The sequence below is a fragment of the Rhodoplanes azumiensis genome, assembly GCF_042682915.1.
In the GTDB taxonomy this organism is placed as follows: domain Bacteria; phylum Pseudomonadota; class Alphaproteobacteria; order Rhizobiales; family Xanthobacteraceae; genus Rhodoplanes; species Rhodoplanes azumiensis.
On record NZ_JBHUIW010000023.1, the window covers coordinates 1 to 24,683 of the forward strand.

Sequence of the window (24,683 nt, forward strand, 5' to 3'; positions counted from 1 at the left end):
TACTGCGCCCAGATCCTCGGACATCGGACGCGTTAACCTGGATTCGGAGCCCTGCTGTTGGTGGTGCGACGGGAAGGCGGGGGCGGTGGACGGTCAGCCGACGCGAAGGCCCAAAATCTCGGCGACGACGGCCGGCAGGTCGTCGTACCGGCCGATCACCCGGTCCGGCGCGAGGGTCTCGACCGGCACCTCGGTGTAGCCGAAGTCGACCGCCACCACGGGCACGCCGGCCGCCTTGGCCGTGACGATGTCGGTCCCCGAGTCGCCGACCATCACGGTCAAGGACGGCGAGCCGGCCGCCGCCGCGATGGTGCCGAGCAGGGCGCGCGGGTCGGGCTTCATGGCCGCGAAGGTGTCCTGGCCGCAGATCGCGGCGAACCGATCGGCGAGGCCGAGCGCCCCGAGCAGCTTCACCGACAGCCGCTCGAGCTTGTTGGTGCACACGGCGAAGCGGCAGCCGGCCGCGTCGAGCCTGTCGAGCGCATCGACGAGGCCGGGAAACGGTCGCGACAGCGCGGCGATGCGCTCCGCATAGTCGTCGACATAGACGGCGTAGAGACGGTCGATCTCGGTCGCACCGCAATCACGCCCGCGGGCGCCGAGGGCGCGCTCGATCAGCAGGCGGGCACCGCCGCCGATGAAGCGGCGCGCCTCGTCGAACGGCACGGCGGCGAGCCCCTCGCGGACCAGGAGACCGTTGAGCGTGTCGATCAGGTCCGGCGCGGTGTCGACCAGGGTGCCGTCGAGGTCGAACACGACGAGCGGGGACGGCGCGGGCTGGTGCATGGCGGTCTCGGCTGGCCCGGCGATCGCGGCACGGGGCCTCCCGTTCCGGTCTAGGCCGGGCCGGGGCGCCGGCGCAAGCGGTCCGGTCGCCGCAGCGCCGTCGCTGGATCGTGCTCTAGGCGAGGCGGCGGAACGGGGCTACATAGCGGGCCGGCACACCACATGCGACCCACGACCCCCGTCCGGGCAAAGCGATGAATCCTGACTCCCTCAAGCGCGAGGCGGCCGCTCGCGCCGTCGATCTCGTCGAGCCCGGCATGCGGCTCGGCCTCGGCACCGGCTCGACCGCCAAGCACTTCGTCGCGCTGCTCGGCGAGCGGGTGCGGGGCGGCCTCGACGTGATCGGCGTGCCGACCTCGGAGGCGACGCGGGCCGACGCCGAGGCGGCCGGCATCCGCCTGTCGACGCTCGAGGAGACCCCGGCCCTCGACCTCACGGTCGACGGCGCCGACGAGATCGCCCCCGACCTTTCCGCCATCAAAGGGGGGGGCGGCGCGCTGCTGCGCGAAAAGATCGTCGCCGCGGCCTCGGCCCGCATGGTGGTCATCGCCGACGAGAGCAAGTGGGTGGAGACGCTCGGCCGCTTTCCGCTGCCCGTCGAGGTGGTGCCGTTCGGGGTCGCGCCGACGACGATCGCGGTCGAGGCGGCGGCCGTCGCGGCCGGCTGCGCCGGGCGGGCGGTGCTGCGGCGCACCCGCGAGGGTCACGCTTTCGTCACGGACGGCGGGCACCTGATCCTCGATCTCGCGCTCGGCCGCATCCCGGATCCGGCGGCGCTCGCCGAACGCCTCGCCGCCGTTCCGGGCGTCGTCGAGCACGGCCTGTTCATCGGGCTGGTGCGCACCGCGATCCTCGCGGGCAGCGCCGGCATCCGCATCGAAACCGCCCGCGTCGTCCGCGGGTAGACGACCCGCAGCGTCGCCAACAGGGGGCTCCCATGCCGTTCGCCAGTTCGCTCGTCACGCTCTTTCGCGCCACCGCCGCGGCCGCGCTGGTCGCCGGCACGGTCGGCCTCGTCCCGGCGCAAGCTCAGGCGCAGGCCCCGCAGCCGGCCGATCCGTCGCCCGCCGCCGTCGCGGCGGCGCGCGAGCTGATCATGGTCAAGGGCGGCAACGCCGTGTTCGACCCGATCGTCAACGGCGTCATCGAGTACGTGAAGAACGCCTTCCTGCCGACCAACCCGCAGCTCGGCAAGGAGCTCGGCGAGGTCGCGCTGCAGCTGCGCAAGGACTACGAGAGCAAGCGCGCCGAGCTGCTCGGCGAGGTCGCCAAGGTCTATGCCCAGAAGTTCTCCGAGGCCGAGCTGAAGGAGCTCGTGACGTTCTACAAGTCGCCGCTCGGCAAGAAGATGGCGACCGAGGAGCCGGGCGTGATCGACCAGGGCCTGAAGAAGGCGCAAGTGTGGGCCGACGCGTTCTCGGAGCAGGTGATGAGCCGGTTCCGCGAGGAGATGAAGAAGAAGGGCCACACCCTGTGACCACGACCGAACGCCGCGTCGACCTGTTCGTCATCGGAGCCGGCTCGGGGGGCGTGCGCGCCGCCCGCATCGCCGCCGGCTACGGCGCCCGCGTGATGGTCGCCGAGGAGTACCGGGTCGGCGGCACCTGCGTGATCCGCGGCTGCGTGCCCAAGAAGCTCCTGGTCTACGCGGCGCGCTTCCGCGAGGCGTTCGAGGACGCGGTCGGCTTCGGCTGGAGCGACACGGCGCCGACCTTCGACTGGGCGCGCCTGATCGCCGGCAAGGACCGCGAGATCGGCCGCCTCGAAGCGGCCTACAAGGCGACCCTCGGCAAGGCCGGGGTCGAGATCGTCGAAAGCCGCGCCGTGCTGCACGACGCAAAGACCGTGCGGCTCGAGCCCTCGGGCGAGCTGATCCGGGCCGAGCACATCCTGATCGCCACCGGCGCGACGCCCTCCCTCGGGCCCTCGATCCCCGGCATCGAGCACGTGATCTCGTCCAACGAGGCGCTGGCGCTCGATCATCTGCCGGCCCGGGTGCTGGTGCAGGGCGGCAGCTACATCGCGGTCGAGTTCGCTTCGATCTTCGCCGGGCTCGGCAGCCAGGTGTCGCTCGTCTATCGCGGCGAGAACATCCTGCGCGGCTTCGACGACGACGTCCGCCAGCAGCTGCGGATGGAGCTGGAGAAGCGCGGCATCCACGTGATCACGGGCGCGACCGTGACGGCCGTGGAGCCGCACGGCAAGCACTACACGGCGCATCTCTCCTGCGACATGCAGGTCGCCGCCGACGCCGTGATGTTCGCCATCGGCCGGCCGCCCAACGTGCGCGGCCTCGGGCTGGAGACGGTCGGCGTGACGATCGCGCCGAACGGCGGCATCGCGGTCGACGAGTTCTCACGGACCTCGGTGCCCGGCATCTACGCGGTCGGCGACGTGACCAACCGCATCAACCTGACGCCGGTCGCGATCCGCGAGGGGCACGCCTTCGCCGACACGGTGTTCGGCAGCAAGCCGACCAAGGTCGATTATCGCTGTGTTCCGACCGCGGTGTTCTCCGAGCCGGAGGTCGGCACGGTGGGCCTTTCCGAGACGCAGGCGATCGCGGAGTTCGGCGACGTCGACGTCTACAAGACCAGCTTCCGCCCGATGAAGGCGACGCTGTCGGGGCGCGACACCACGGTGCTGCTCAAGCTCGTGGTCGACGCCGCGAGCCAGCGTGTGCTCGGCTGCCACATCGTCGGCGAGGGGGCGGGCGAGATGATCCAGCTGGTCGGCATCGCGGTGCGGATGGGCGCGACCAAGGCCGACTTCGACGCCACCATGGCGGTGCACCCGACCGCCGCCGAGGAACTCGTCACCATGCGCCAGCCGACGCTGCGCCACCGCCGCAAGGCGGCCGAGTAGGGCGCTCGCGCAGGGCGAGCGGCCGGCGGAGCAGGGCGCACATCCGCGGCTCCACCACGGGCGTGCAGGCTGTCGGGCGCGCAGCCGTTGATGCGGCGGGGCTGTCGCCTTACACTCGGTCGCTCCGGACCGAGGGAGCCTCGCATGGGCCTCAACATCGACACCGAGGAGGCGTTGCGCCTCGCCGAGGAACTCGCCCGGATCACGGGCGAGAGCCTGCCCGACGCGGTCACGACGGCGTTGAGGGAGCGGCTGGAGCGGGTCCGGCCGCAGGACGGCCGCGGCCTGTCGGAGCGGCTGATGGCGATCGGACGTGATTGTGCGGCTCACATGAGTGAGCCGTGGAAGTCGATGGACCCGGACGAGTTTCTCTACGACGAGAACGGGTTGCCGAAGTGATCATCGACTCTTCGGCTCTGGTCGCGATCCTCCGGGCGGAGCCGGAAGGTCCGCGTTTTGCGGAGGCGATCGCGGCTGCGCCGACCAGGAGGGTTTCGGCGGTGGGCTATCTCGAGACCTCGATCGTCATCGACAGCGCACGTGATCCGGTCGCGAGCCGCCGCGTCGACGAGCTGCTCGCCGAGGCCGCCGTGGTCATCGAGCCGGTCACCGAGCAGCACGCCCGCATCGCCCGGCAGGCCTATCGCGACTTCGGGCGGGGCAGCGGGCATCCGGCGCGGTTGAACTTCGGCGACTGCTTCAGCTATGCGCTCGCCAAGGCGACCGGCGAGCCGCTGCTGTTCAAGGGCGACGACTTCCGTCGCACCGACGTCGCGACGGCGCTCGCCGCCGGGGCGTGACCGCCGCCGGGACGACTGCGCCGACCCGCGAGGGTCCGGCCCGCCGCCTCTGGCCTGCGGCTCTGGCCTGCCGCGGCGTCCCTCGTGTATAAGGCGTCCCGCGCGGAACGAGAGACCTCCGGGACGAGACCCGGCCGGCGCGCGACGAGGACGAGATCATGCCCGAGCGGTGGACCCCCGAGAGCTGGCGCAGGAAGCCGATCCAGCAGGTGCCGGACTTCCCGGACCTGGACGCGCTGTCGGCCGTCGAGAAGCAGCTTTCGACCTTTCCGCCGCTGGTTTTTGCAGGCGAGGCGCGGAGCCTCAAGCGCCAGCTCGCCAAGGTGGCGGCCGGCGAGTGCTTCCTGCTGCAGGGCGGCGACTGCGCCGAGAGCTTCGCCGAGCACGGCGCCAACAACATCCGCGACTTCTTCCGCGTGTTCCTGCAGATGGCGGTGGTGCTCACCTATGCGGCGGCGTCGCCCGTCGTGAAGGTCGGCCGCATCGCCGGCCAATTCGCCAAGCCGCGTTCCTCGCCGACCGAGACGCAAGGTGGCGTGTCGCTGCCGAGCTATCGCGGCGACATCGTCAACGGCAACGACTTCACGGCCGAAGCGCGCATCCCCGATCCGCGCCGCCAGCTGGAAGCCTATCGCCAGTCGGCCGCGACCCTGAACCTCCTGCGCGCCTTCGCGCAGGGCGGCTACGCCAATCTCGCCAGCGTGCATCAGTGGATGCTCGGCTTCGTGAAGGACAGTCCGCAGTCGCGCCGCTACATGGAGCTCGCCGACCGCATCTCCGAGGCGCTCGGCTTCATGCAGGCCTGCGGGCTCGATCTCGAGCGGCATCCGGAGCTGCGCGGCACCGAGCTCTACACCAGCCACGAGGCGCTCCTCCTCGGCTACGAGGAGGCGCTGACCCGCATCGATTCGACCAGCGGCGACTGGTATTGCACGTCCGGCCACATGCTGTGGATCGGCGACCGCACCCGCCAGCTCGATCACGCCCATGTCGAGTACTGCCGCGGCATCAAGAACCCGATCGGGCTGAAATGCGGGCCGTCGATGAAGGCCGACGACCTGATGCGGCTGATCGACGTGCTGGATCCGGAGAACGAGCCGGGCCGCCTCACGCTGATCTGCCGCATGGGCGCCGACCGGGTCGGCGAGCTGCTGACTCCGCTCGTCCGTGCCGTCGCGCGGGAGAAGCGCAACGTGATCTGGTCGTGCGATCCGATGCACGCCAACACGATCTCCTCGGCGTCCGGCTTCAAGACCCGGCCGTTCGACCGCATTCTCCAGGAGGTGAAGGGCTTCTTCGCCGTCCACGCGGCCGAGGGCACGATCGCCGGCGGCGTCCATCTCGAGATGACGGGGCAGAACGTCACCGAGTGCACGGGCGGCGCCCGCGCCATCTCGGACGAGGATCTGAACAACCGCTATCACACCTTCTGTGATCCGCGGCTCAACGCCGAGCAGTCGATCGACCTCGCCTTCCTGCTCGCCGAGCTCCTCAAGAAGGAGCGCCTCGCCCGCCACGTCCCGATGCCGGCCGCCGCGAGCTTGTGATGCTCGGTCTTTCCGGGGCGCGGACCGCAGGTCCGCGAGCCCGGAATCCATGGCCCCGGGGTGGATGGCTCGCGAGAGACAGGGCGTATGGATCCCGGGTTCGGCGCACGGAAGTCGGCTTCAGCCGACTTCGGCACGCGATAAGACGGATCCCGGGCAGGCCCGGGATCCGGCGCGCCGCCCCGGGACGACAGGCGTGGTGCGGTCCGGTTCTCTTCACGCCGCGTTAACCGCGCCGGCGAACTCGCGTCGTCGCGTCGGCGCGTTCGGCAATGAATCGATAACAAACAGGTTCAAATTGTCCCTGTTCACGGTGGCACAGGGAGCCGGGAGTGGCAGGGGACAGGGGTCGCTCGTTTCACGCCGCGACGGCGTTGGCGACCCTGGTGATCTCGATTCCCCTCTCGATCCTCGGTCCCGCTGCCGCCGCCGAATGGCCGCGCCTTCCGTCCGGACCCACGGGCGAGGTCACGGTCTGGGATCCGGGGCCGCGCTGGCCGAGCCTTCCGTCCGACGAGGCGGAAGCGATGCCCGCCGGCTCCACGGTGGACCCGCGACGGGCACAGCCGTCGCCGACCGCCGACGTTTCGGCCACGCAGGAGAGGCGGGCACAGCCGTCGTCTCCTGCGGCCGACCCGGACGTCACCGGATCCATTCCCGCACTCTCGGCACCCGCGACCATTCCGGCGCGTGATACGCGCTCGGCGCCCGACGCGCGTACAGTGCGCGACACGCGCGCGGTGCGTGACACGCGCCCCGCCGGCGCCGCTCCGGCGGAGGCGAACTGGGGGCCGGCCTGGCCGAATGTCTCCGACGGCGCCGACCCGGTGCCGGCCGACCCGGTGCCGGCCGACCCGGCGCCGCGCGCCACCGGCGCGATCTCGTCCGCTTCGGCGCCGGTCACCAAGGCGCCCCCGATGCGGCCCGCCTATGTGGTTCCGATGGCGCCGGCGCCGTTCAAGGTCGACGTCGGGGCCCGCTACTGGTACTCGACCGGCAAGGTCGATTTCGGGTTCCGCAACGGCGTCGCCGGCTACGGCGACCCGACCTCGACGCTCGACTGGACCGGCATGCACGGCCATTCGGGGGAGGCGTTCGCGCGCATCTCCCACCAGCCGACGCGGCTGTTCGTGAAGGGCGTCATCGGCGCCGGCACGCTCGACGGCGGCACCATCGTCGACCGCGACTTCTTCGCCGGCCAATGGAAATTCTCCGACACGACCAGCACCGTGACGGGCGACAGCCTGCGCTACGGCATCGTCGACGTCGGCTGGTCGTTCGACGTGCCGAAGGCCGGCTGGCGGGTCGGCGGCTTCGTCGGCTATCACTACTGGAACGAGAAACTCGGTGCCTCGGGCCTGATCACCAACCCGGACGATTTCGGTGGCGCCTATTGGGGCGTGCCGGCCGGCACCCGGTTCGCGAGCGACGCCACCGCCGTGTTCGTCTACGAGCCGACTTGGCACGCGCTGCGCCTCGGTATCGACGGCCGCTGGGAGTTCCTGCCGGGCTGGTCGGTGTCGGGCGAGGTCGCCTGGGTGCCGATCGCCAGCGTGGAGAACAAGGACAGCCACCTGCTGCGCCAGGGCATGAACGATCTCGGCCCGGCCCCCAACGTGATCTCGCGCTCGTCGCGCGGCTTCGGCGTCGAGGCGGAGCTGTTCGTCCACTACGCCGTCACGCCGTTCCTGGAGATCGGCGTCGGCGGGCGCTACTGGGGGCTCGACGCCGACACCGGCACGGTGACGTTCGGCCCGAGCTTCGCCGGCTCCTACGACCTCACCAAGTTCGAGCAGCAGCGCTACGGCCTGCTGCTGGAGGCCAAGGGCCGATTCTGAGCGGCGAGCGAACAATGCGGCTCGCCCGTCGTGCGCGCCGCTGCAGCCGATCGACACCCCCCGACTCACGACGCGTCATGCCCGCGCCCGTCGCGGGCATCCACGATTCTGCGGCGATGCCGGCAGGACGAACGGGGATGGCCGGGACGAGCCCGGCCATGACGAAAACAAGGGGAGCAGCCCCGTCCTCTCGCGACTCAGATCGAGTCCTTGAGCTCCTTGGCGGGCCGGAAGGCGACCTTCTTGCTGGCCTTGATCTTGATCGCCTCGCCGGTGGCCGGATTGCGGCCCATGCGGGCGGCGCGCTTCTTGACCTGGAGGATGCCGAGGCCGCCGATGCGCAGGCGGTCGCCCTTCTTGAGGTGCTTCACCACGAGACCGACGAAGTCGCCGAGAATCGCCTCGGACTGCTTCTTGGCGATCTCGTGCTCGCCGGCGAGCGTCGCGGCGAGGTGCTTGAGCGTGATGGTCGGGGTCGTCGTGGTCGCTGCCTTGGCCATCTCTTATCCCTCCTCTGCGGATCGATGGACGCCGAAACTGCCCGTCACATAGACGATTCTTCGGCCTTGGCCAGCCGCAATCGACGAAAGTGCCCATGTTTTCTGGGTTTCCGTGAGCTGCAGCCGCGAATCCGCCCGTCTGACGGCACTTTTCGGGATGCTGCGCGGGCGAAATCGTGTCCCGCCGCAGCGCCGTTCCGGCACGCTTCCGGGACGCTTCCGGCGCGCTTTCGACCGTCGCGAAGTGCGCTTGACTTCGATCCGGGAGCGCCCTAGGAGAACGGCTCCGAAGTTCGGGGGCGTAGCTCAGTTGGTTAGAGCGCCGGCCTGTCACGCCGGAGGTCGCGGGTTCGAGCCCCGTCGCTCCCGCCAGCTTGTCGATGCTGGCTCTCCGAACAGCATTCCCTGAAAACAGCGATCTGCCGGAACCCGACCCCCGCACGATGTGGGCGGCGCCGCGGCATGGGCGTGGCCCGGTCGTGTGCCGTGGCTGCCGGCCGGGTCGGCGCGCCGACCTGATCGTCGGTCGCCGACGTGTTCGGCCGGGCGCCGGCGCGCATGGCGGGCCCCGGAAAACCACCGGCTGTCAAACCGCCGCGGCCGATGTTAGTCTTCGCACGGGGAGGGGATGACCACGCTTCGAGGTGTGATCCCCATGCGGAATGCCGTCGGCCTACTCTGCGCGGTCGTCCTCGGCCTCACGGCCGCGGCCTGCACGCGATCGACGTCGCCGGCCGGACAGGTGGTGGCATCGGCCGGTCCCGGCGAGATGCTGCGCGACGAGCTCGCCGCGAGGCGCGAGCGGCGCCCCGCCTGCGAGCAGCAGGCGCGCGAGCTCGCCCTCAGCCCCTCGCAGCGCGCGAGCTTCGTCTGGAGCTGCGTGAACCGCTGAGCGGGGCGTCTCCGGCTCGCTGCCCGGTATTCTCGGCTTCGTGCCCCGGACAAGGCCCGTCGAGCCAGCGACTCGGCGTGCCGCAGAGCCGAACCCAGGGGCCGCAAGGCGAGCACCGGGGCGCAAGACGATCACTCCCGCTCCGTCCGCTCGTCCGGGGGCCGGCTCGCGGTGCGTCGCACCGTGTCCGGCACACGAGTCTGCGGCCGCCGACGCGACGCCGCGCCGGGCGGAGCCTCCGCCTACTTCTTCTCGATGCCGGCGGCTTCCACCACCTTGGCCCACTTCGCCACCTCGCGGGCGATGCGGGCCTTGAAGTCCTCGACCGAGCAGCCCTGCGCCGCCATGCCGTACTTGGTGGCGGCGGCCTGGATGTCGGGCAACGCCAGCACCTCGACCACGGCCTTGTTGAGCGTCGCGACGATGTCGGGCGGCGTCGCCGCCGGGGCCGCGAGGCCGTTCCAGCTCGTCACCTCGTAGCCCGGCAGGCCGCTCTCGGCGACGGTCGGGACGTTCGGCAGCGAGGCGGCGCGCTGCGTCGCGGTCGTCGCCACGGCGACGATCTGGCGCTCCTCCAGCGGCCCCTGCAGGGCGGCCTGGTACTCGAACAGCACGTCGACGTCGCCCTGGATCATCGCGGTGACGAGCTGCGGCGTCGTCTTGAACGGGATCGCCGTGACGGTGATGCCGGCCATCGACTTGAACAGCTCGCCGCCGAGATGCTGGTTGCTGCCCGGATTGATCGAGCCGAAATTGAGCTTGCCGGGCGACGCCTTGGCGGTCGCGATGATGTCCGCGACGGTCTTGAGCGGCGACCCGGCCTTGGTGGCGACGACGAGGCCGTAGGCGGCCGTGGTCGAGATCGGCACCAGGTCGCGCTCGAGGTCGTAGGGCAGCGACTTGAACAGCGACTTCGCCGCCGTGAGCCCGCCACCGATCATCGCCAGCGTGTAGCCGTCCGGGGTCGAGGCGACCACCGAGTTGATGCCGATCACGCCGGCGGCGCCCGGCCGGTTGTCGATGATGAACTGCTGGCCGAACTTGTCGGAGAGCTTTTGCGCGACCATCCGCATCGTCACGTCGGCGATGCCGCCGGCGCCGTAGGGCACGATGATGCGGACCGGCCGGTTCGGGTAGCCGGCCTGCGCCCGTGCGGCCGCCGGCAGCAGCGTGGCGAACGCTCCGGCGAGGCCGCCGAGGAGCAGCCGGCGGCGGTCGGGGTGCAGCAGGGCGAGGGGGGCGGTCATGGTGGTCCTCCGGTCGTTGTTGTTGCCCGGCGACGGCTGCGGCGCCAGGGAGGCGGTCGGGTGGGTCAGGCCGGCACCGGCGCGGCGGCGAGGGCGGGATAGAGCCGGCGCGCCGTCCCGGCGAAGATGTTTGCGCGGTCGGTGTCGGAGAGGCAGGCGAGGGCGGTGCGGGCGGCAGCGACGATGCGGCGCATCGGCCCCGGCTCGGCCGGGAAGTTGGAGCCCCAGGCGATGCGCTCCGCACCGTACACGCGGACCAGTCGCGGGAAGAAGTCCTCCGGCCGCGACGCGCCCGACGACGCCTCGCGCACCGTCCGGCTGGTCAGCTTCAGCACCACGTTGGGCCGCTCGGCGAGACGCCACAGCCAGTCGGCCTTGCGGTAGGGAGCGCCGTCGGAGAGGTCGACGCGGGCGAGATGATCGAGCACCACGGGCACGGTGCGGAAGCGGTCGAGCAGCACGACGAGCTGGTCGACGCCCTCGGGGCGCATCTGCACGCACACCGGCAGGCCGGCCGCCTCGGCCCGCTCCCAGATCGGGAAGGTGCGCGGATCGGCGAGCCAGCCGGCCTGGCCGGGCTGCGTCGTCCCGGTGGTGAACAGGCGCAGGCCCGAAAAACCCTTCGCCACCCAACCGTCGAACACGGCCGCGGCGTCGGGCGCGAACAGGTCCATCGAGAACACGCCGGTGAATCGGTCCGGAAAGGTCGCGATCGCGTGAGCCGCGTAGGAATTGTCGAAGCCGTAGGCCGTGGAGGCTTGCACCACGGCGGCCTTGTCCACGCCGGCCTCGTCGAGCGCCGCGACCAGCGCCTCGGCCGTGCAGGGATGCGCATGCGACCAGTCCGACTGCTTGCCACCGAGCGGTGCCAGCGGATAGCGCGCCGTGTCCGGCGAGATCACATGCGTGTGGGTGTCGATGATGGCGGTCATGGGCGGCTCCTCGGAGCGTCAGTCGAGCATTTTTCGGGCGTGCGACCGGCATTCCAACGCTGCTGCGCTCCATGAATTCATGCTAAGTCGAATTTAAGGAAACGCCCCTCCGGTAGGGCCGGCGGCGGCCGCGACGGGATACGTCGGGTGGACAGGACCAGGATCGGGCGGCTGCGTGCCTTCGATCAGGTGGCGACGACCGGCGGCATGACGGCCGCGGCCGCCGGTTTGCGGCTGACTCAGCCGGCGGTGAGCCGGGCCGTCCGCGCCCTGGAGGTGGAGCTCGGCACGACCCTGCTCGAACGGCGCGGCGACGGCGCCGTGCCGACCGAGGCGGGCCGGCTGCTGGCGCGGCGGACCGCGCGGCTGTTCGCGCAGCTGCGCGCCGCCGTCGGTGCCGCGACCGGCGCCGATCCCGGCGGGGATGCGGCGAGCCGGATCGTGCGGGCGCTCGCCGACGCGCATCTGCGCGCCCTCGCGGCGGTGTGGACGGCGCAGACGTTCCGGCGCGCCGCAGCGGCGCTCGGCATCGCCGAGCCGACCCTGCACCGGGCGGCGCGCGATCTCGAGAAGCTGATCGGGGTCGCCCTCTACCGCCGCACCCGCGACGGCGTCGGCCTGTCGGCCACGGGGGCCGAGCTCGCCCGGCGGTTCGCGCTCGCCGTGGCCGAGGTGAGGGCGGCGCGCGAGGAGCTGGCGCTCCTGCGTGGCAGCGCGGCCGCCACAGTGGTGATCGGCGTGCTGGCGCTCGCCCCGGTGCGGCTCGTGGCGCGGGCCGCCGAGGGCGTGCTGCGCGCGCATCCGGGCGCCCGCGTCACCATTCGCGAGGCGCCGTATGCGAGCCTCGCCGAAAGCCTGCGCAGCGGCGCCCTCGACCTGATCTTCGGCGCGCTGCGGGCGCCGCCGCCGTTCGACGATCTCGCCGAGGCGGCGCTGTTCGACGACCCGTACCGGATCGCCTGCCGGCGCGGCCATCCGCTCGCCGGCCGTCGTGATCTCACGCCCGCCGACCTGCGGCCCTATGGCTGGGTGGTGCCGACCGCGCCGCTGCCGCGCCGCGCCGTGGTCGATCGCGTGCGCGCCACCTGGGATCTGCCGGACCGAGTCGACGTCGAGGCGGACTCGCTCGGCGGCATCGTCGCCGTGCTGGCCGAGACCGATCGGCTCAGCCTGCTGCCGCGGGCCGGCGTCGCCGGTGCGGGCGGCGATGGCGCGGCCGACGCGCTCGCGGTGCTGGACCTGCCGGTCCCGCAACCTCGCCGCGCCGTCGGCGTCACGACCCGCGCCGACTGGCTGCCGACCGCCTTGCAGGCGGAGTTTCTGGAGCAGCTGCGGGAGGCCTCACGCCCTGCGGTCGCGCCGTGATCCGTCATTCCGGGTTCGCGGCTTCGCCGCGCTCCGGAATGACCGGCAACGCGAACGTGCCCCGGACGCAGCGGAGTGCGCCGCGCCCGGGACACGAGGTCACGCACGGGGCCGTGCTCACGGCCCCGCAAAGCAACGATCTCAGGCCACCATCCGCCGGCTCGCGATCGGGCGCAGCTCGAGGATGTCCTCGGGCTTCATCGGGATCATGGCGACACCGACGTCGCGCTTGTAGCCGGTCCAGCGGGCGATCTCGGCCTCGGTGCCGAAGCCGGCCTCGACCTTCTTGCCGGTGGTCGCGAAATCGTCCGGCAGCAGGCCCTCGCGCACCCACAGGGCGACGGCGCCACAGGGGCGGTGGACCTCGAAGCAGAAGCGGCCGAACGGCGAGGCCGGACCGTGCGTCAGCGTCCGGTCGACGACGAGCCGCTTGCGCGACACGGCGCGAAGCATGAACTCGAAACTGTCGATCAGGCCCGGCGGGTCGAGGCCGGCCACGATGGCGACCTCGTCGCGATGCGGGATGCCGGCGCCCGGGAAAGCGGCGAAGGCGCGCTGCAGCACCTTGATCGACAGGACGACGCCGCCGAAGTGGTCCTTGTCGTGGAACGCCTCGAGGTCGTCGAGCGTGATGGTCAGCTCGCCCGCAGAGTCGCGGACCTTGATGGACGGGGTCATGGCGATCCTCCTCAGCTCTTCACCACGGGGCCGATCTCGAACAGCTCGGCGGCGGGCGACGCCAGCACGCGGTCCGCCATCTCGTGGCGCAGCGCGTCGAAGCGCGCCACCTCGGCGTCGCTGGCGAGCCCGCCCGCGGTCTTCGAGGCGAGGGCGAGGAACTCGCTCGTCAGCGTGCCCTCCTTGAGCCACAGGCTCACCGCCGTACCCTTGTGGCGGATCTCGAACCAGAAGTGCTCGCCGCACACCGCCTGGCCCTTCTTGGCGCCGTGATCGAGCACGGCGCGCCGGCGGCTGAAGGCGCGGGTGGCGCATTCGAGCCCGTCGACGACGCCGGGGCCGTCGACCCCGATCGCCACCTGGATGGCGCTGCGCTCGGGCGGGCCGTCCGGCGAAATCAGCGGGAAGGCCGTCTCCAGCACCTTGTAGGCGACCGCGACGCCGCCCGGATGCGGGCCGCCGTGGAACGTGAGCATCTGCTCGTAGCTGATCGCGACGGGGTTCTGCTTCGACCCGCGCATCTTCAAAACGTGCGTCATCGTCTCTCCTTTCAAAACGAGTCAACCGAAGTCATGCCGAGCCGCCGTCGACCCGCGGCGCGACGAGCCAGCGGCCGAACACGGCGAGCCAGGCGAGGAAGCCCGCCGCCCACAGCGCGCTCGGCAGCGCGACGCCGAGCCACGGCATCGCCTCGGGCGCGAGCTCCGGCGTGATCACGCGAAGAAGCGTCGCCGCGACGATCAGGACCGGGGCGATCCACACGGCGCGCGGCAGCGGGAAGCTGCGGCCGGTGTGGCGCAGCGACACGATCGACATCACGGTGGCGACCGTGAGCGAGGCGGCGCCCATGCCGACGAGGTGCCGCAGGCCGGTCGGATCGAAGCCGGCGCCGAGCGCCACGGCGCCGAGCCCGGCGAGGCCCGCCGCCAGAAAACCCTGCGTCACCCAGAACAGCAGCACCTGCGGGCGCAGGAGCGCAGGCCCGCGATGCAGCTCGACCATGCGGTCGAGCTGGGCGCAGGCGGCGGCGAGCGCGATCCAGCCGGTCACCGGGTTCTGCGGCGCGACCGTGTCGGCGATCGCGAAAAGCACCAGCGTCGCGACGGCGAGATGGCGACGTCCCGGCGACAGGCGCGGCGGCCCCTTGCGGCCGGTCTCGCGCAGCGCAGCGCCGAGGGCCACCGGAAGAATGCGTCCGAGCGCCAGCGCGATCGCCACCAGCAGGAGATCGAGGCCGAGGATCACGGCGGCGTCCGGCGTGCCGGGCAGCGCGCCGAGCCGCGTCATGTGGAACCAGATGTTCGCCGCCAGCAGGCCGAGCATCACCAGACCGAGGTCGATCGGCCGGCGGCCGGCCTTCGACAGCGCGGGCAGGGCGCCTCCGAGCACGGCGGGCAGGAAGGCGAGGTCGGCGAGCGCGACCACTTCGGCCGGCAGCACGCCGTCGAGCCAGAAGGCGACGCGGCCGGCGAGCCAGATCAGCACCAGCGCGGCGAGCGGCCGGCCCGCCACGGGCGGCGTGCCGGTCCAGCTCGGAAACGCCGTCAGCGCAAAGCCCGCCATCGCGGCGACGAGGCAGCCGAACACCTGCTCGTGCGCGTGCCAGGCCGCGCTGCCGATCGTTCCCGATCCGACCAGCCCGGTCCAGATCACCGGCATTGGCAGCACGGCCGCGACGGCGGCGAGCGGCACCAGCAGAAAGAACGGCCGGAAGGCCTCGCTCAGCACGGCGTCGCGCGTCGTCTGTGTCGCGGGCCGCGTCATCGTGGCGACTCCGGCTCGACCGAGAGCGCCGTCGCGGTCGCCGGATCGGCGAGCAGACGGCCGACCTCGGCATGGACGAAGCCGTCGTCGCGCGCGGCGTGCGGCACCGTGATGTCGTGTATCGCAGCGACACGGGCCGGGCGCGCCGAGAGCACGACGATGCGGTCGGCCATGCGCACGGCCTCGGCGAGGTCGTGCGTCACCAGCACGGTGGTGAGCCCGCGCGCGCCGATCAGCCGCTGCACCAGCGCCTGCATCTGCCGGCGCAGCCCGACGTCGAGCGCGCTGAACGGCTCGTCGAGCAGCAAGAGATCCGGCTCGATCGCCAGCGCGCGGGCGAGCGCGACGCGCTGGCGCATGCCGCCCGACAGCGCGTGCGGGAACTTGTCGCCGTCGTCCGCGGAAAGGCCGACGACGCGCAACAGCGCGTCGGCCCGCGCCAGCCGCTCGGCGGCGCGCATCGGCAGCGCCTTCAGTCCGAACGCGATGTTCTTTCGCGCGTCGCGCCACGGCAGCAGGCAGGGATCCTGGAACGCGAAGGCCGGGCGCGCAAACCCGTGGACGATGCGGCCCTGGTCGGGGCGCACCAGGCCGCCGATCATCGCGAGCAGCGTGCTCTTGCCGCAGCCCGAAGGGCCGATCAGGCCGCCGACCGTGCCGGCGGGCAGCGCGAAGGAGACGCCCGCCAGCACCGGCTCCGGCCCGAACGCGTGCGTCACAGCCTCGACCCCGAGACCGGGCGATGGTGTCGCGACAGTCGCGAAAGGGCCGTCGGGTGCGAAGGTCATGCGCGTCAGATCCCCGGCATGTCGCGCGCCTCGGCGCCGGGGAGGTCGCGCCGCCAGGTGAGCAGGCGGCGGCGCAGCGGCTCGAGCAGCAGGTACTCGACCGCGAGCAGCAGTGCGACGACGACCAGGATCCAGGCCATCGCCTTGACGGTGTCGACCTGCACGCGGGCGGTGGCGAGCCCGTCGCCGATGCCGCCGGCGCCGCTCAGGAGCTCGGTCATCACGGCGACCTTCCAAGAGAGCGCCAGCGCGGTCGCCACCGCCGGGAACAGGTAGGAGAGCATGTGCGGCAGGTAGACGTCGGTCACCAGCACGTGGCGCGGCACCCGGAAGGCGCGCGCCATCCGGCGCAGCGCGCCGTCGAGGCTGCGCACGCCTTCGGCCGCGCTGGCGAACACGATCGGCGCGCTCGTCACCAGCACGGTGAAGACGACGGCGAGTCCCGAGCCGCCGAACCACAAGAGCGACAGCACCACCCAGGCGATCGCCGGGATGCCGAGCATCAGGGTCGCGATCGGCGCCAGCAGGCGGCGGATCATGTCGGAGAGCCCGGCGAGCGCGCCGAGCACGCCGCCGACCACCACGCCGAAGCCGAATCCGACGAGGGCGTTGCGGCTGGTCTCGATGACGGCCGGCCACACCTTGCCGGCGAGCGTCATCTGCCACAGCGCCGCGAAGGTCTCGCGCGGCGAGGGGAGCACGAGGGTGCCGTAGGCGGCGTGCCCCGCCTCCCACAACGCGACGAGCAGCAAGAGGCTCGCGGCGGCGCCCCAGCCGCCCCAGACATAGTCCAATGCTTGGTCCAATGCTCGGGCGAGGCGGGCGCGAAGCCGGATCATGCGGCGGGGCCCCAGTAGAAGGCGTCGTCGGGCAGCCGGCCGCCGAGGATGTCGGGCGACATCTCCATCAGGGCCGTGAAGTAGTGTTGGAGGTCGGGCTTGGCGTCGGCGGCGGCGACGACGTCGAGTCGGAAATGCGGGATCGACTTCTCCACCACCGGGGCGGCGAGATCGAGCGTCGTCGCGCCGAGCTTGCCGGCCTCGGCCGGGTTGTCGAGCACCCAGCGGGCGCTCTCGACGCAGCCCTGGTGGATCGCCCGCACCAGCTCCGGGTTCGCCTGGAGAAAGTCCTCGCGCACGCCGAGGCCGGCCTGGGCGATGCGCGGCGGCCGGCCGGTCAGGCGGCCGTACACGGCGGTGAGGTCGGCGGCGCGGCGGACCGCGATGCCGGCCTGGGCGCCGCGGATCTGTGCCGCGGTCGCGGCCGGCTCGGAGATCACGGCGAGGGACGCGCGGTCGGCGAGCAGGAGCTGCACGGCCTCGGTGGGCGCGCCCACATAGTGCAGCTTCACGTCGGTGTCGGGATTCATGCCGAGCTTGCGCAGCGTCATGCGGAAGATCAGGTCGGGCGCGTCGTTGCGGAACGCCATCAGCACCGTCTTGCCGGCCATGTCCTCGATCTTCCGGACGCCGTCGTCGCGGCTCATCAGATAGAGAAGTCCCCACGTGACGATGTTCATCAGCCGCACCGGGACGCCACGGTTGCGCATGTTGGCACACGAGTAGGACGGCGTGCCGAACACCGCCATCTCGCCCGAGACGACGCCGGCCCGCATCTGGTCGGGCGTGCGCCACACCTTCAGCTGCGCCTTGTCGGCGAAGCGCGACAGCGTGCCGGTCTCGATCAGCCGCGCCATCACGACCGAGGGCGTCGCCGGCATGCCGTTGATCACGAGGCTCGCGAGCTTCTCTCCGGTCTTCGCCGGGCTCGCGTTCACCGGGGCGACGACGCGCGGAAGAAGGCCGGCGACGCCCGCCGCGGCGAGGCCCGTCAGCGCGTCGCGTCGGTTCGCAGACACCATCCCGCATCCTCCTGCTTCGACGGCCGATCGCGCCTGCCGGCGGCGGTCCGGCCGTGGGTGCTGGGCTGGATAATCGGTCGCCGGTGTGCCCGTCATACGAGAAAGTACCGAGCGGACCTGGAATCCGAGCAGACTTGGACTTCGAGCAGACTTGGAACAAATGGAAAATGCAAACCTTTCCAAACGCGCTTGACGGCGCGGCCGCAGCCGGCGAGTTCTGGCGGGTCCGGCCGCACGCGCCGTCGCGCGCGGCGGCGTTCGGCCGTCCCGCCCGGACCCCTGCGTCCGATCCCCTCCGGCTCCCCCGTCCGTGCCCATGGCCTCGCGGTCCGTCGTTCCCGGAATCCTGTTCATGATCGGCTGCACGATCATGTTCGCCATCGGCAGCGCCGTGTCGAAATGGCAGGTCGCAACCTATCCGGTCGGCGAGATTCTGTTCGTGCGGGCGCTGGTGTCGATCGTCGTCGTGTCGCTCATCGTGCTGCCGAGGACGGGACTCATGGTGTTCCGCACCCGCAGGCTGCGCGATCACGCGACCCGCTCGATCACCCAGGCGGGGGCGCAGACCTGCATCATGATCGCGCTCGGCCTGATGCCGCTCGCCAGCGTGATCGCCGTCAACTTCTCGGCACCGCTGTTCGCGACGCTGTTCTCGGCGCTGATCTTCAGGGAGGTGGCCGGCCCGGCCCGCTGGGCCGCGCTGGTCGTCGGCTTCGGCGGCGTGCTGATCGTCACCCATCCGGGCGCCGACACGTTCCAGATCGGCTTCTTGTTCGCCATCGCCAACGCGGTGCTGTTCGGGCTCGTCACGGCCGGCGTGCGCAGCATGACCAACACCGAGTCGCCCGGCACGCTCACCATGTGGCAGATGGTGATGCTGACCGTGATCTTCGCGGCGGCGCTGCCGTTCGGCTTCGTGATGCCGACCCTCGTCGACGGCGGGCTGATGCTGGTGAACGGCGTGTCGAACGCGATCGGCCAGTACTGGTGGACACGGGCCCTGCATCTCGCCCCGGCCGGCGCGGTCGGGCCGTTCTATTACCTGTCGCTCGTCTGGGCGATGGGGATCGGCTTCATGGTGTGGGGCGACGTGCCGACCGTGCACCTCCTGATCGGCTCCGCCGTCGTCGTCGCCTCCGGCCTCGCGCTGCTCTGGCACGAGACGGGGCGGAAGAAGGGCTGAGGCGGGAAGGGCGGAGCAGAGCAGAGCGATCGTGTGGTGTCGTTCCGGGGTCGTTGCTCCGCGGCGCCCGGCCAAGGTCGTGACCGTCGCGCTCGCCGCCATGACGGCGTGCGTCATCCGGGCGCTGCGCGAGACGGGCGGGCGTCACCGCGCCGAGATCTTCGCTCACGCCGAGACCGCGGCGAGGGGCTCGCCGCGGCCGCCTGAAGCGGTATTCGGCGGATCGCGGTCCGGCGTCCGAAAACGCCGGCCTGCGGAGCAAGGGAGCCCGAGGCTCGACGGTGACCGGTCGGGAACCGGGGGCCGGGCGCTCCTCGTCGTCATCGCACCGCGAACGCGTCGGAACGATCGGAGCCCGATCCGCGAACTCCCTCGGAGTTCACGGTCGTCGACCGCGTTCAAAGGCTGGATCGACGACCGCTCCCGATCCGCCCCGCCGAGCCCACGAAGCCCCCTGGCCAAGCAGAGCCCGTCCACACAGGACGAACTCCTCGCCGATGCTCCTGCGCGGGCCGCCTCAGCGCCCGGTCGGCGGCTTGGCCGCGAAGGCCGAGCCGCGCACGCACATGCGTCCGGTCTTGTCCTGCCACAGCCGCTCGGTCGCGTGCAGGTGCCCCAGAGCGCGCGCCACGGTCTGGAAATTCCAGCCCGCGAACGCCTCGGCGATGTCGGTGTAGTACATCGGCGCGACCGCGATCTTCTCCAGGATGGCGTCGGCGAGCCGCGCCACCGCGTTGTCGCCACCGCTCTCGCCGGCCGGATCGGCCTTGCCGGACACGTAGTCGTCGATCTTCGCCGTCTCGGCATAGGCGTAGGTGATGCGCTCGTAAGCCTCGCGCTGCGCGTACTCGGGAATCGTCGCGTCGATGCCCATCTTGGCGCCGGTCGGTACCGTGCCGGGCGGCATCGGCACCAGGCTCGGATCGAGCGGTTTTGCGCGCGAGTTCGAAATGATCACGACGTCGCGATCGGCCTGCACGCGCGTCGCGATCGCCCATTCGACCTCGGCCGGGTCGTTGACGTCGATGTCGTCGTCGACCACCACGACGTGCTTGAGGTCCATCACCGAGAGCGCGGCGAGCAGCGCGTTCTTGCCTTCGCCGGCCTGCTTCTTGATGGAGATCACGGCGTGCCAGAAGGCACAGCCGCCGAGCGTGACGTTGATGTCCTTCACCGTGACGCCGGCGGTCTTGAGCGCCTGGCGCAGCGCCGCGTAGCGGGTCGGCGCGGCGAGCCAGGTGTTCTCCCACGGCATGTGGAGCGCGTAGTACATGGCGTCGCGCCGCATCGCGACCGCCTTGATGCGCACCAGCGGATTCCAATGCAGGCCGCCCATCAGCCGGGTGAACTCGCCGAACCGGCCCTCCGGCCAGGTCCAGCCGGTCGGCAGAATCTCGGCCTCCAGCACGATCTCGGCGTCGGCGATGTAGGGCACGTCGATGGTCTCGCACGGGGCGAGCGCGACGGGCGCGCCGCGCAAGCCCCCGGCGATCGCCATCTCGTCGACGCCGAGCGGCGCCCGGAACCCCGAGCCGGTGATCTCGAACGGATGCGTGCCGATCGAGATCGAGATCGGGCAGGGGCGGCCCGCTTTGTATGCACGGTCCGCGAACAGTCGCATGTTGTTCGGCGTGACGATGTCGATGCCGGTGAGGTTCTTCTCCTTGACGATGAACCGGTAGATGCCGCTGTTGAAGCCGAGCTCGGGATCGTGCGCGATCACCACGCCGGCCGTGATCATCGGGCCGCCGTCGTAGATCGACGACATCGGGATGGGCAGGCGGAACAGGTCGACCTCGTCGCCGCGCATCACCACCTCGCGGGTCGGCGAGGTCGCGACGCGGGCGGGCGGGATCGGCCGCTCGGTCGCGAGCCGCAGCTTGTCCTCGATGTCGCGATACGTCGTCGCACCGAGCGACATCATGGCGCGCTTCTGGGTGCGGATGATGCCGGAGATCACCGGGACGGAGTAGCCGATCACGTCGTGGAACAGGATCGCCTTGTCGGACTGGTCGACCAGCGTGGCGATGTGCCGGATGTCGACCGGCTGGCGCAGGTCGACGAGCTCGCCGGCCTCGCGCAGCCGGTCGAGGAACTCTCGGAACGTCTCTTGCATCGGGATCTGCTGCACGGGGATCTGCTGCACGGGGTGCTCCGCACTGTCGGGGGACGAACGCGGTCGGCGCCGACGATCGCGAGCCGCGGTCACACGACCGCGGGAGTGCGACGGCGGCTCCTCCGAAAACCGGATCCGTGCCGTGCGCCATGCGCGCGGCAGCACTTTGCATATCAGGCTGACTGGGTTAATCAAGAGGCCCGGAAAGCCCGAACGAGGACGAAGAGGAGACGACGGCTTTGAGCGCGACGATGCGAGCCCTGGTGCTGCGCCAGCACGGCACCCTGGACGACCTGGAGTACGTCACCGATCACCCGCGGCCGACCGTCACGGCCGGTCATGTCGTCATTCGGGTGCGCGCCTCCTCGTTCAATTACCACGACGTCTTCACGGTGCGCGGCATGCCGGGCATCAAGGTGCCGCTGCCGGTCGTCATCGGCCTCGACATGGCCGGCGAGATCGCCGAGGTGGGCGAGGGCGTCTCCGGCTGGAAGCCGGGCGACCGCGTGCTCGTCAACCCGCTCAACAAGAAGAAAGGCCTGATGGGCGAGATGCTCGACGGCGGCATGGCGGAGTACTGCCTGGTCGGCGCCGACCAGCTCATCGCGATGCCGGACGACGTGACGTTCGAGCAGGCGGCGGCCCTGCCGGTCGCCTACGGCACGGCGCACCGCATGCTGATCACCCACGACACCGTGAAGGCCGGCGACAAGGTGATCGTGCTCGGCGCCTCGGGCGGCGTCGGCACCGGCTGCGTGATCCTCGCCAAGATGCTCGGCGCCGAGGTGATCGCGTGCGCGTCGAGCGACGGCAAGCTCAAGCGCCTGAAGGAGATGGGCGCCGACGAGGCGATCGACTACACCAAGGTCGACTTCTCGAAGTGGGCGGTCGAGCGATACGGCAAGCCGCAGCGCCGCACCTACGAGGGCGGGGTCGACGTGGTGATCAACTTCACCGGCGGCGACACCTGGGCGCCGTCGCTGAAATGCGTCAAGCGCGGCGGCAAGATCCTGGTCTGCGGCGCGACCGCCGGCCACGATCCGAAGGAGGATCTGCGCTACATCTGGAGCTTCGAGCTGAAGATCATCGGCTCGAACAGCTTCTACGACGACAACCTCGCCGCCTTGATGTCGCTGATCGCCGAGAAGAAGCTCGCGCCCGTGATCGACACGGTGCTGCCGCTCGATCAGGCCCGCGAAGGCCTGCGCCTGATCCAGGACCGCGAGGTGATCGGCAAGGTCGTGATCACGCCGTGAGGCTCTTGGCGCAGACGCCCGCGTCCCCTCTCCCCGCGTGCGGGGAGAGGTACATACGCCGCTCCCCTGGGATCTCGTCATTGAGACAACGTTACTCGAATCGCTATCCGACAGGACATCCATGAGCCAGACCCTCACCGCCGCTGACGTCGACGCGATGATCACCCAGGGGCCGTTCCACCAGTGGCTCGGTCTCAAGGTGACGGCGCTCGGCGAGGACTCGATCGAGATCCGCGCCACCTGGCGCGAGGAGTGGAAGGTGCATCCGGAGCGCCCCTACACGCACGGCGGCATCCTCGCGACGCTGCTCGACCTCGCCGCCGACTGGGCGTTGGTGAAGCGCACCGGCCGCGGCGTGCCGACCATCGACATGCGGGTCGACTATCATGCGGCCGCGATGCCGGGCGACCTGATCGTCAAGGGTCGGGTGCTCAAGCCGGGCAGCCAGTTCGCCGCCGCGGAGTCGCAGGTGTTCGACCTCGACGGCAAGCTCCTGGCGAGCGGCCGTGCCACGTATTTCACCGGCGCCGCGGCGCCGAAGAAGTGAAGGTCGGTCGTGCGCGGGCTCGGCCCGCGCATCCAACTTCGAAAGGACTCGATCCGAAGCGTGACGGACGGCCGGGTCGAGCCCGGCCACGACGACGCGGCGGTCGGTGTTGGTGACGTCTCCGATGAACTCGCGCTTGCATGATCCCAAGAACCTCGGCGACCTGATCGATCGCCGGCAGAACCCCGAAAAAATCGCCATCGTCGATCTCGGCGGCGAGGAGACGCCGCGCGAGATCACTTACGGGGCGCTCGACGCGGCGGCGAACGGCATCGCCCGTGCCCTGGTGGCCCGCGGGTTTTCGCGCGGGGATCGCGTCGCGATCCTGTCCGCCAACCGGTCGGAATACGTCGCGGCCTATCTCGGCATCATGCGGGCCGGCTTCGTCGCCGTGCCGGTCAACTTCAAGTTCCCGCGCGGCACCATCGACTTCATCCTGAGGGACTGCGGCGCCAGGCTGGTGTTCTGCGACCTGGCACGGCGCGACGACTGCCCGGCCGATCTGCCGGTCGTCTGCTTCGGCGCCCACGGCGCCGAGAGCTTCGAGGGTTTTCTCGATCCGGGGCCGTTCGAGGCGGTGGTGCCGAGCGAGCGCGAGCCCGCCATGTTCCTCTACACGTCGGGCTCGACCGGCACGCCGAAGGGCGTCGTGCTGTCGCATCGGAGCCATCTGTGGGTCGTGAAGACGCGGCTCGCCGGGGCGCCCGGCATGAGCGCACATCGCTTTCTCGTCGCCGCGCCGCTCTATCACATGAACGCGCTGGCGCTGGCGAAGCTCGCCTGCGCGGCGCACGCCACCGTGATCCTGCTGCCGCAATTCACGGCCGCCGCCTATATCGAGGCGATCGGACGCTACAAGGCGACCTGGCTCACCGCGGTGCCGCCCATGATGGCGATGATGCTGCGCGAGCGCGATCTGTTGACGGCGACCGATCTGTCGAGCGTGCAGCTGGTGCGGATGGGCTCGGCGCCGGTCAGCGCCAGCCTGATGGCCGGCATCAAGACCTTGCTGCCGAACGCCGTGATCACCAACGCCTACGGCACGACCGAGGGCGGCCCGGTGGTGTTCGGCCCGCATCCCGACGGGCTGAAGCAGCCCGACACGTCGGTCGGCTTTCCGCATCCGCAGGTCGAGGTCCGGCTCGTCGACGGCGACGACCGCGACGCGGTCGAAGGCGCGCTGGAGATGAGGTCGCCGGCGATCATGAACGGCTACCACAACCGCCCGGACCTTCCGACGCCGATCACACCGGACGGCTTCTACAAGACCGGCGACGTCTTCCGCCGCGACCCGAACGGCTTCTACACCTTCGTCGGCCGCACCGACGACATGTTCGTCTGCGGCGGCGAGAACATCTTCCCGGGTGACGTCGAGCGCATGCTGGAGCGCCATCCCGACGTCGCGCAAGCCGCGGTCGTGCCGGTCGACGACGAGATCAAGGGCCAGAAGCCGGTCGCCTTCGTGATTCCGCGCGCCGGCAGCACGCCGGACGCCGAGGACATCAAGCGCTTCGCGCTCGCCAACGCGCCGGCCTACCAGCACCCGCGCTTCGTCTGGTTCGTCGAGAAGCTGCCGCTCGCCTCGACCAACAAGATCGATCGCGGCGCGCTTCACCGCGACGCCGAGGCGCGGCTGGAGACGGGACGGAAGGGATCTTTACCCTCTCCCTGAGGGAGAGGGTCGACGCGCGAAGCGCGTCGGGGTGAGGGTTTACGGC

General features: G+C 71.0%; 24 protein-coding genes and 1 tRNA gene. 14 read left to right on the forward strand and 11 right to left on the reverse strand.

Translation table 11 applies throughout. The features are described from left to right. Positions 1-93: 93 nt before the first annotated feature. Entirely contained in the window at positions 94-786 is a 693-nt protein-coding gene (gene gph, locus ACFSOX_RS17870; RefSeq protein ID WP_378479175.1) for a phosphoglycolate phosphatase, read from the reverse strand. A 194-nt stretch (positions 787-980) separates the two neighbouring features. Between gph and rpiA the strand changes: the two genes are divergently transcribed. The 7 genes from rpiA to ACFSOX_RS17905 all read left to right on the forward strand — a co-directional run bounded on the left by rpiA (position 981) and on the right by ACFSOX_RS17905 (position 7,836). Beyond that, positions 981-1,691 carry a ribose-5-phosphate isomerase RpiA gene (rpiA, locus tag ACFSOX_RS17875; protein ID WP_378479176.1) on the forward strand — a complete coding sequence of 237 codons (711 nt, stop codon included), beginning with the start codon at positions 981-983 and terminating at the stop codon, positions 1,689-1,691. A gap of 32 nt (positions 1,692-1,723) precedes the next feature. Next, complete coding sequence (locus ACFSOX_RS17880; RefSeq protein WP_378479177.1) at positions 1,724-2,263, forward strand: DUF2059 domain-containing protein; 540 nt, start codon at positions 1,724-1,726, stop codon at positions 2,261-2,263. Next, complete coding sequence (gene gor / locus ACFSOX_RS17885; protein WP_378479178.1) at positions 2,260-3,651, forward strand: glutathione-disulfide reductase; 1,392 nt, start codon at positions 2,260-2,262, stop codon at positions 3,649-3,651. Before ACFSOX_RS17880 ends, gor begins: the two co-directional genes overlap by 4 nt. A gap of 144 nt (positions 3,652-3,795) precedes the next feature. After that, positions 3,796-4,050, forward strand: a complete 255-nt coding sequence (locus ACFSOX_RS17890) for a type II toxin-antitoxin system VapB family antitoxin (RefSeq protein ID WP_378479179.1) — start codon at positions 3,796-3,798, stop codon at positions 4,048-4,050. Then, on the forward strand, positions 4,047-4,451 hold the full coding sequence (locus tag ACFSOX_RS17895) for a type II toxin-antitoxin system VapC family toxin (RefSeq protein ID WP_378479180.1): 405 nt from the start codon (positions 4,047-4,049) through the stop codon (positions 4,449-4,451). The genes ACFSOX_RS17890 and ACFSOX_RS17895 overlap by 4 nt, the downstream gene beginning before the upstream one ends. Before the next feature lie 158 nt (positions 4,452-4,609). Next, the gene (locus ACFSOX_RS17900) at positions 4,610-5,998 is read left to right on the forward strand and encodes a class II 3-deoxy-7-phosphoheptulonate synthase (RefSeq protein WP_378479181.1); all 1,389 of its coding nucleotides are present in this window, start codon (positions 4,610-4,612) and stop codon (positions 5,996-5,998) included. A 740-nt stretch (positions 5,999-6,738) separates the two neighbouring features. Continuing rightward, on the forward strand, positions 6,739-7,836 hold the full coding sequence (locus ACFSOX_RS17905; RefSeq protein WP_378479182.1) for a hypothetical protein: 1,098 nt from the start codon (positions 6,739-6,741) through the stop codon (positions 7,834-7,836). A 197-nt stretch (positions 7,837-8,033) separates the two neighbouring features. On the opposite strand, the gene ACFSOX_RS17910 is transcribed toward ACFSOX_RS17905, so the two are convergent. Beyond that, positions 8,034-8,336 carry an HU family DNA-binding protein gene (locus ACFSOX_RS17910; protein WP_378479183.1) on the reverse strand — a complete coding sequence of 101 codons (303 nt, stop codon included), beginning with the start codon at positions 8,334-8,336 and terminating at the stop codon, positions 8,034-8,036. Between the two features lie 295 nt (positions 8,337-8,631). Here ACFSOX_RS17910 and ACFSOX_RS17915 point away from each other — a divergent pair. Both ACFSOX_RS17915 and ACFSOX_RS17920 read left to right on the forward strand, forming a co-directional pair. Then, positions 8,632-8,708, forward strand: a tRNA-Asp gene (locus ACFSOX_RS17915). A 283-nt stretch (positions 8,709-8,991) separates the two neighbouring features. Further along, positions 8,992-9,228 (forward strand): hypothetical protein, encoded by a 237-nt coding sequence (locus tag ACFSOX_RS17920; RefSeq protein ID WP_378479184.1) that lies wholly within the window; start codon positions 8,992-8,994, stop codon positions 9,226-9,228. 242 nt (positions 9,229-9,470) lie between these two features. Here the strand turns inward: ACFSOX_RS17920 and ACFSOX_RS17925 are convergent, their stop codons facing one another. After that, entirely contained in the window at positions 9,471-10,475 is a 1,005-nt protein-coding gene (locus ACFSOX_RS17925; protein ID WP_378479185.1) for a Bug family tripartite tricarboxylate transporter substrate binding protein, read from the reverse strand. Between the two features lie 65 nt (positions 10,476-10,540). Further along, entirely contained in the window at positions 10,541-11,407 is an 867-nt protein-coding gene (locus ACFSOX_RS17930) for an amidohydrolase family protein (RefSeq protein ID WP_378479186.1), read from the reverse strand. A gap of 147 nt (positions 11,408-11,554) precedes the next feature. Between ACFSOX_RS17930 and ACFSOX_RS17935 the strand changes: the two genes are divergently transcribed. Continuing rightward, a complete protein-coding gene (locus ACFSOX_RS17935; protein ID WP_378479187.1) occupies positions 11,555-12,772 on the forward strand; it encodes a LysR family transcriptional regulator in 1,218 nt (405 codons plus the stop codon). A 141-nt stretch (positions 12,773-12,913) separates the two neighbouring features. Here ACFSOX_RS17935 and ACFSOX_RS17940 read toward each other — a convergent pair whose 3' ends face one another. From ACFSOX_RS17940 to ACFSOX_RS17965, 6 genes are all read right to left on the reverse strand, one after another. Further along, on the reverse strand, positions 12,914-13,450 hold the full coding sequence (locus ACFSOX_RS17940; RefSeq protein ID WP_378479188.1) for a hypothetical protein: 537 nt from the start codon (positions 13,448-13,450) through the stop codon (positions 12,914-12,916). A gap of 11 nt (positions 13,451-13,461) precedes the next feature. After that, positions 13,462-13,989, reverse strand: coding sequence for a hypothetical protein (locus ACFSOX_RS17945; RefSeq protein ID WP_378479189.1), 528 nt, complete (start codon positions 13,987-13,989; stop codon positions 13,462-13,464). Between the two features lie 31 nt (positions 13,990-14,020). Next, entirely contained in the window at positions 14,021-15,214 is a 1,194-nt protein-coding gene (locus ACFSOX_RS17950) for an NnrS family protein (protein ID WP_378479190.1), read from the reverse strand. Beyond that, positions 15,211-15,933, reverse strand: a complete 723-nt coding sequence (locus tag ACFSOX_RS17955; protein WP_378479191.1) for an ABC transporter ATP-binding protein — start codon at positions 15,931-15,933, stop codon at positions 15,211-15,213. Before ACFSOX_RS17955 ends, ACFSOX_RS17950 begins: the two co-directional genes overlap by 4 nt. A 74-nt stretch (positions 15,934-16,007) precedes the next feature. Continuing rightward, positions 16,008-16,841 (reverse strand): ABC transporter permease, encoded by an 834-nt coding sequence (locus ACFSOX_RS17960; RefSeq protein WP_378479192.1) that lies wholly within the window; start codon positions 16,839-16,841, stop codon positions 16,008-16,010. Then, positions 16,838-17,863: an ABC transporter substrate-binding protein gene (locus ACFSOX_RS17965; protein WP_378479193.1), complete on the reverse strand. Its 1,026-nt coding sequence runs from the start codon at positions 17,861-17,863 to the stop codon at positions 16,838-16,840. Before ACFSOX_RS17965 ends, ACFSOX_RS17960 begins: the two co-directional genes overlap by 4 nt. A gap of 316 nt (positions 17,864-18,179) precedes the next feature. Between ACFSOX_RS17965 and ACFSOX_RS17970 the strand changes: the two genes are divergently transcribed. Beyond that, positions 18,180-19,046 (forward strand): DMT family transporter, encoded by an 867-nt coding sequence (locus ACFSOX_RS17970; RefSeq protein WP_378479194.1) that lies wholly within the window; start codon positions 18,180-18,182, stop codon positions 19,044-19,046. A gap of 517 nt (positions 19,047-19,563) precedes the next feature. Here the strand turns inward: ACFSOX_RS17970 and ACFSOX_RS17975 are convergent. After that, positions 19,564-21,192, reverse strand: coding sequence for a UbiD family decarboxylase (locus tag ACFSOX_RS17975; protein ID WP_378479195.1), 1,629 nt, complete (start codon positions 21,190-21,192; stop codon positions 19,564-19,566). A gap of 221 nt (positions 21,193-21,413) precedes the next feature. Between ACFSOX_RS17975 and ACFSOX_RS17980 the strand changes: the two genes are divergently transcribed. The 3 genes from ACFSOX_RS17980 to ACFSOX_RS17990 all read left to right on the forward strand — a co-directional run bounded on the left by ACFSOX_RS17980 (position 21,414) and on the right by ACFSOX_RS17990 (position 24,637). Then, a complete protein-coding gene (locus ACFSOX_RS17980; RefSeq protein ID WP_378479260.1) occupies positions 21,414-22,418 on the forward strand; it encodes a zinc-binding dehydrogenase in 1,005 nt (334 codons plus the stop codon). Positions 22,419-22,539: 121 nt separating this feature from the next. Continuing rightward, positions 22,540-22,965 carry a PaaI family thioesterase gene (locus tag ACFSOX_RS17985; protein ID WP_378479196.1) on the forward strand — a complete coding sequence of 142 codons (426 nt, stop codon included), beginning with the start codon at positions 22,540-22,542 and terminating at the stop codon, positions 22,963-22,965. Between the two features lie 124 nt (positions 22,966-23,089). Further along, on the forward strand, positions 23,090-24,637 hold the full coding sequence (locus tag ACFSOX_RS17990) for a class I adenylate-forming enzyme family protein (protein ID WP_378479197.1): 1,548 nt from the start codon (positions 23,090-23,092) through the stop codon (positions 24,635-24,637). The last annotated feature ends 46 nt before the right edge of the window (positions 24,638-24,683 follow it).

Coding starts and splice junctions, on each gene's coding strand:
- ACFSOX_RS17960 (WP_378479192.1), bottom strand. CDS start 16,841: ATGATCCGGCTTCGCGCCCGCCTCGCCCGAGCATTGGACCAAGCATTG.
- ACFSOX_RS17880 (WP_378479177.1), top strand. CDS start 1,724: ATGCCGTTCGCCAGTTCGCTCGTCACGCTCTTTCGCGCCACCGCCGCG.
- ACFSOX_RS17930 (WP_378479186.1), bottom strand. CDS start 11,407: ATGACCGCCATCATCGACACCCACACGCATGTGATCTCGCCGGACACG.
- ACFSOX_RS17890 (WP_378479179.1), top strand. CDS start 3,796: ATGGGCCTCAACATCGACACCGAGGAGGCGTTGCGCCTCGCCGAGGAA.
- ACFSOX_RS17940 (WP_378479188.1), bottom strand. CDS start 13,450: ATGACCCCGTCCATCAAGGTCCGCGACTCTGCGGGCGAGCTGACCATC.
- ACFSOX_RS17925 (WP_378479185.1), bottom strand. CDS start 10,475: ATGACCGCCCCCCTCGCCCTGCTGCACCCCGACCGCCGCCGGCTGCTC.
- ACFSOX_RS17990 (WP_378479197.1), top strand. CDS start 23,090: ATGAACTCGCGCTTGCATGATCCCAAGAACCTCGGCGACCTGATCGAT.
- ACFSOX_RS17945 (WP_378479189.1), bottom strand. CDS start 13,989: ATGACGCACGTTTTGAAGATGCGCGGGTCGAAGCAGAACCCCGTCGCG.
- ACFSOX_RS17965 (WP_378479193.1), bottom strand. CDS start 17,863: ATGGTGTCTGCGAACCGACGCGACGCGCTGACGGGCCTCGCCGCGGCG.
- ACFSOX_RS17920 (WP_378479184.1), top strand. CDS start 8,992: ATGCGGAATGCCGTCGGCCTACTCTGCGCGGTCGTCCTCGGCCTCACG.
- ACFSOX_RS17980 (WP_378479260.1), top strand. CDS start 21,414: ATGCGAGCCCTGGTGCTGCGCCAGCACGGCACCCTGGACGACCTGGAG.
- ACFSOX_RS17900 (WP_378479181.1), top strand. CDS start 4,610: ATGCCCGAGCGGTGGACCCCCGAGAGCTGGCGCAGGAAGCCGATCCAG.
- ACFSOX_RS17950 (WP_378479190.1), bottom strand. CDS start 15,214: ATGACGCGGCCCGCGACACAGACGACGCGCGACGCCGTGCTGAGCGAG.
- rpiA (WP_378479176.1), top strand. CDS start 981: ATGAATCCTGACTCCCTCAAGCGCGAGGCGGCCGCTCGCGCCGTCGAT.
- ACFSOX_RS17985 (WP_378479196.1), top strand. CDS start 22,540: ATGAGCCAGACCCTCACCGCCGCTGACGTCGACGCGATGATCACCCAG.
- ACFSOX_RS17970 (WP_378479194.1), top strand. CDS start 18,180: ATGGCCTCGCGGTCCGTCGTTCCCGGAATCCTGTTCATGATCGGCTGC.
- ACFSOX_RS17910 (WP_378479183.1), bottom strand. CDS start 8,336: ATGGCCAAGGCAGCGACCACGACGACCCCGACCATCACGCTCAAGCAC.
- gph (WP_378479175.1), bottom strand. CDS start 786: ATGCACCAGCCCGCGCCGTCCCCGCTCGTCGTGTTCGACCTCGACGGC.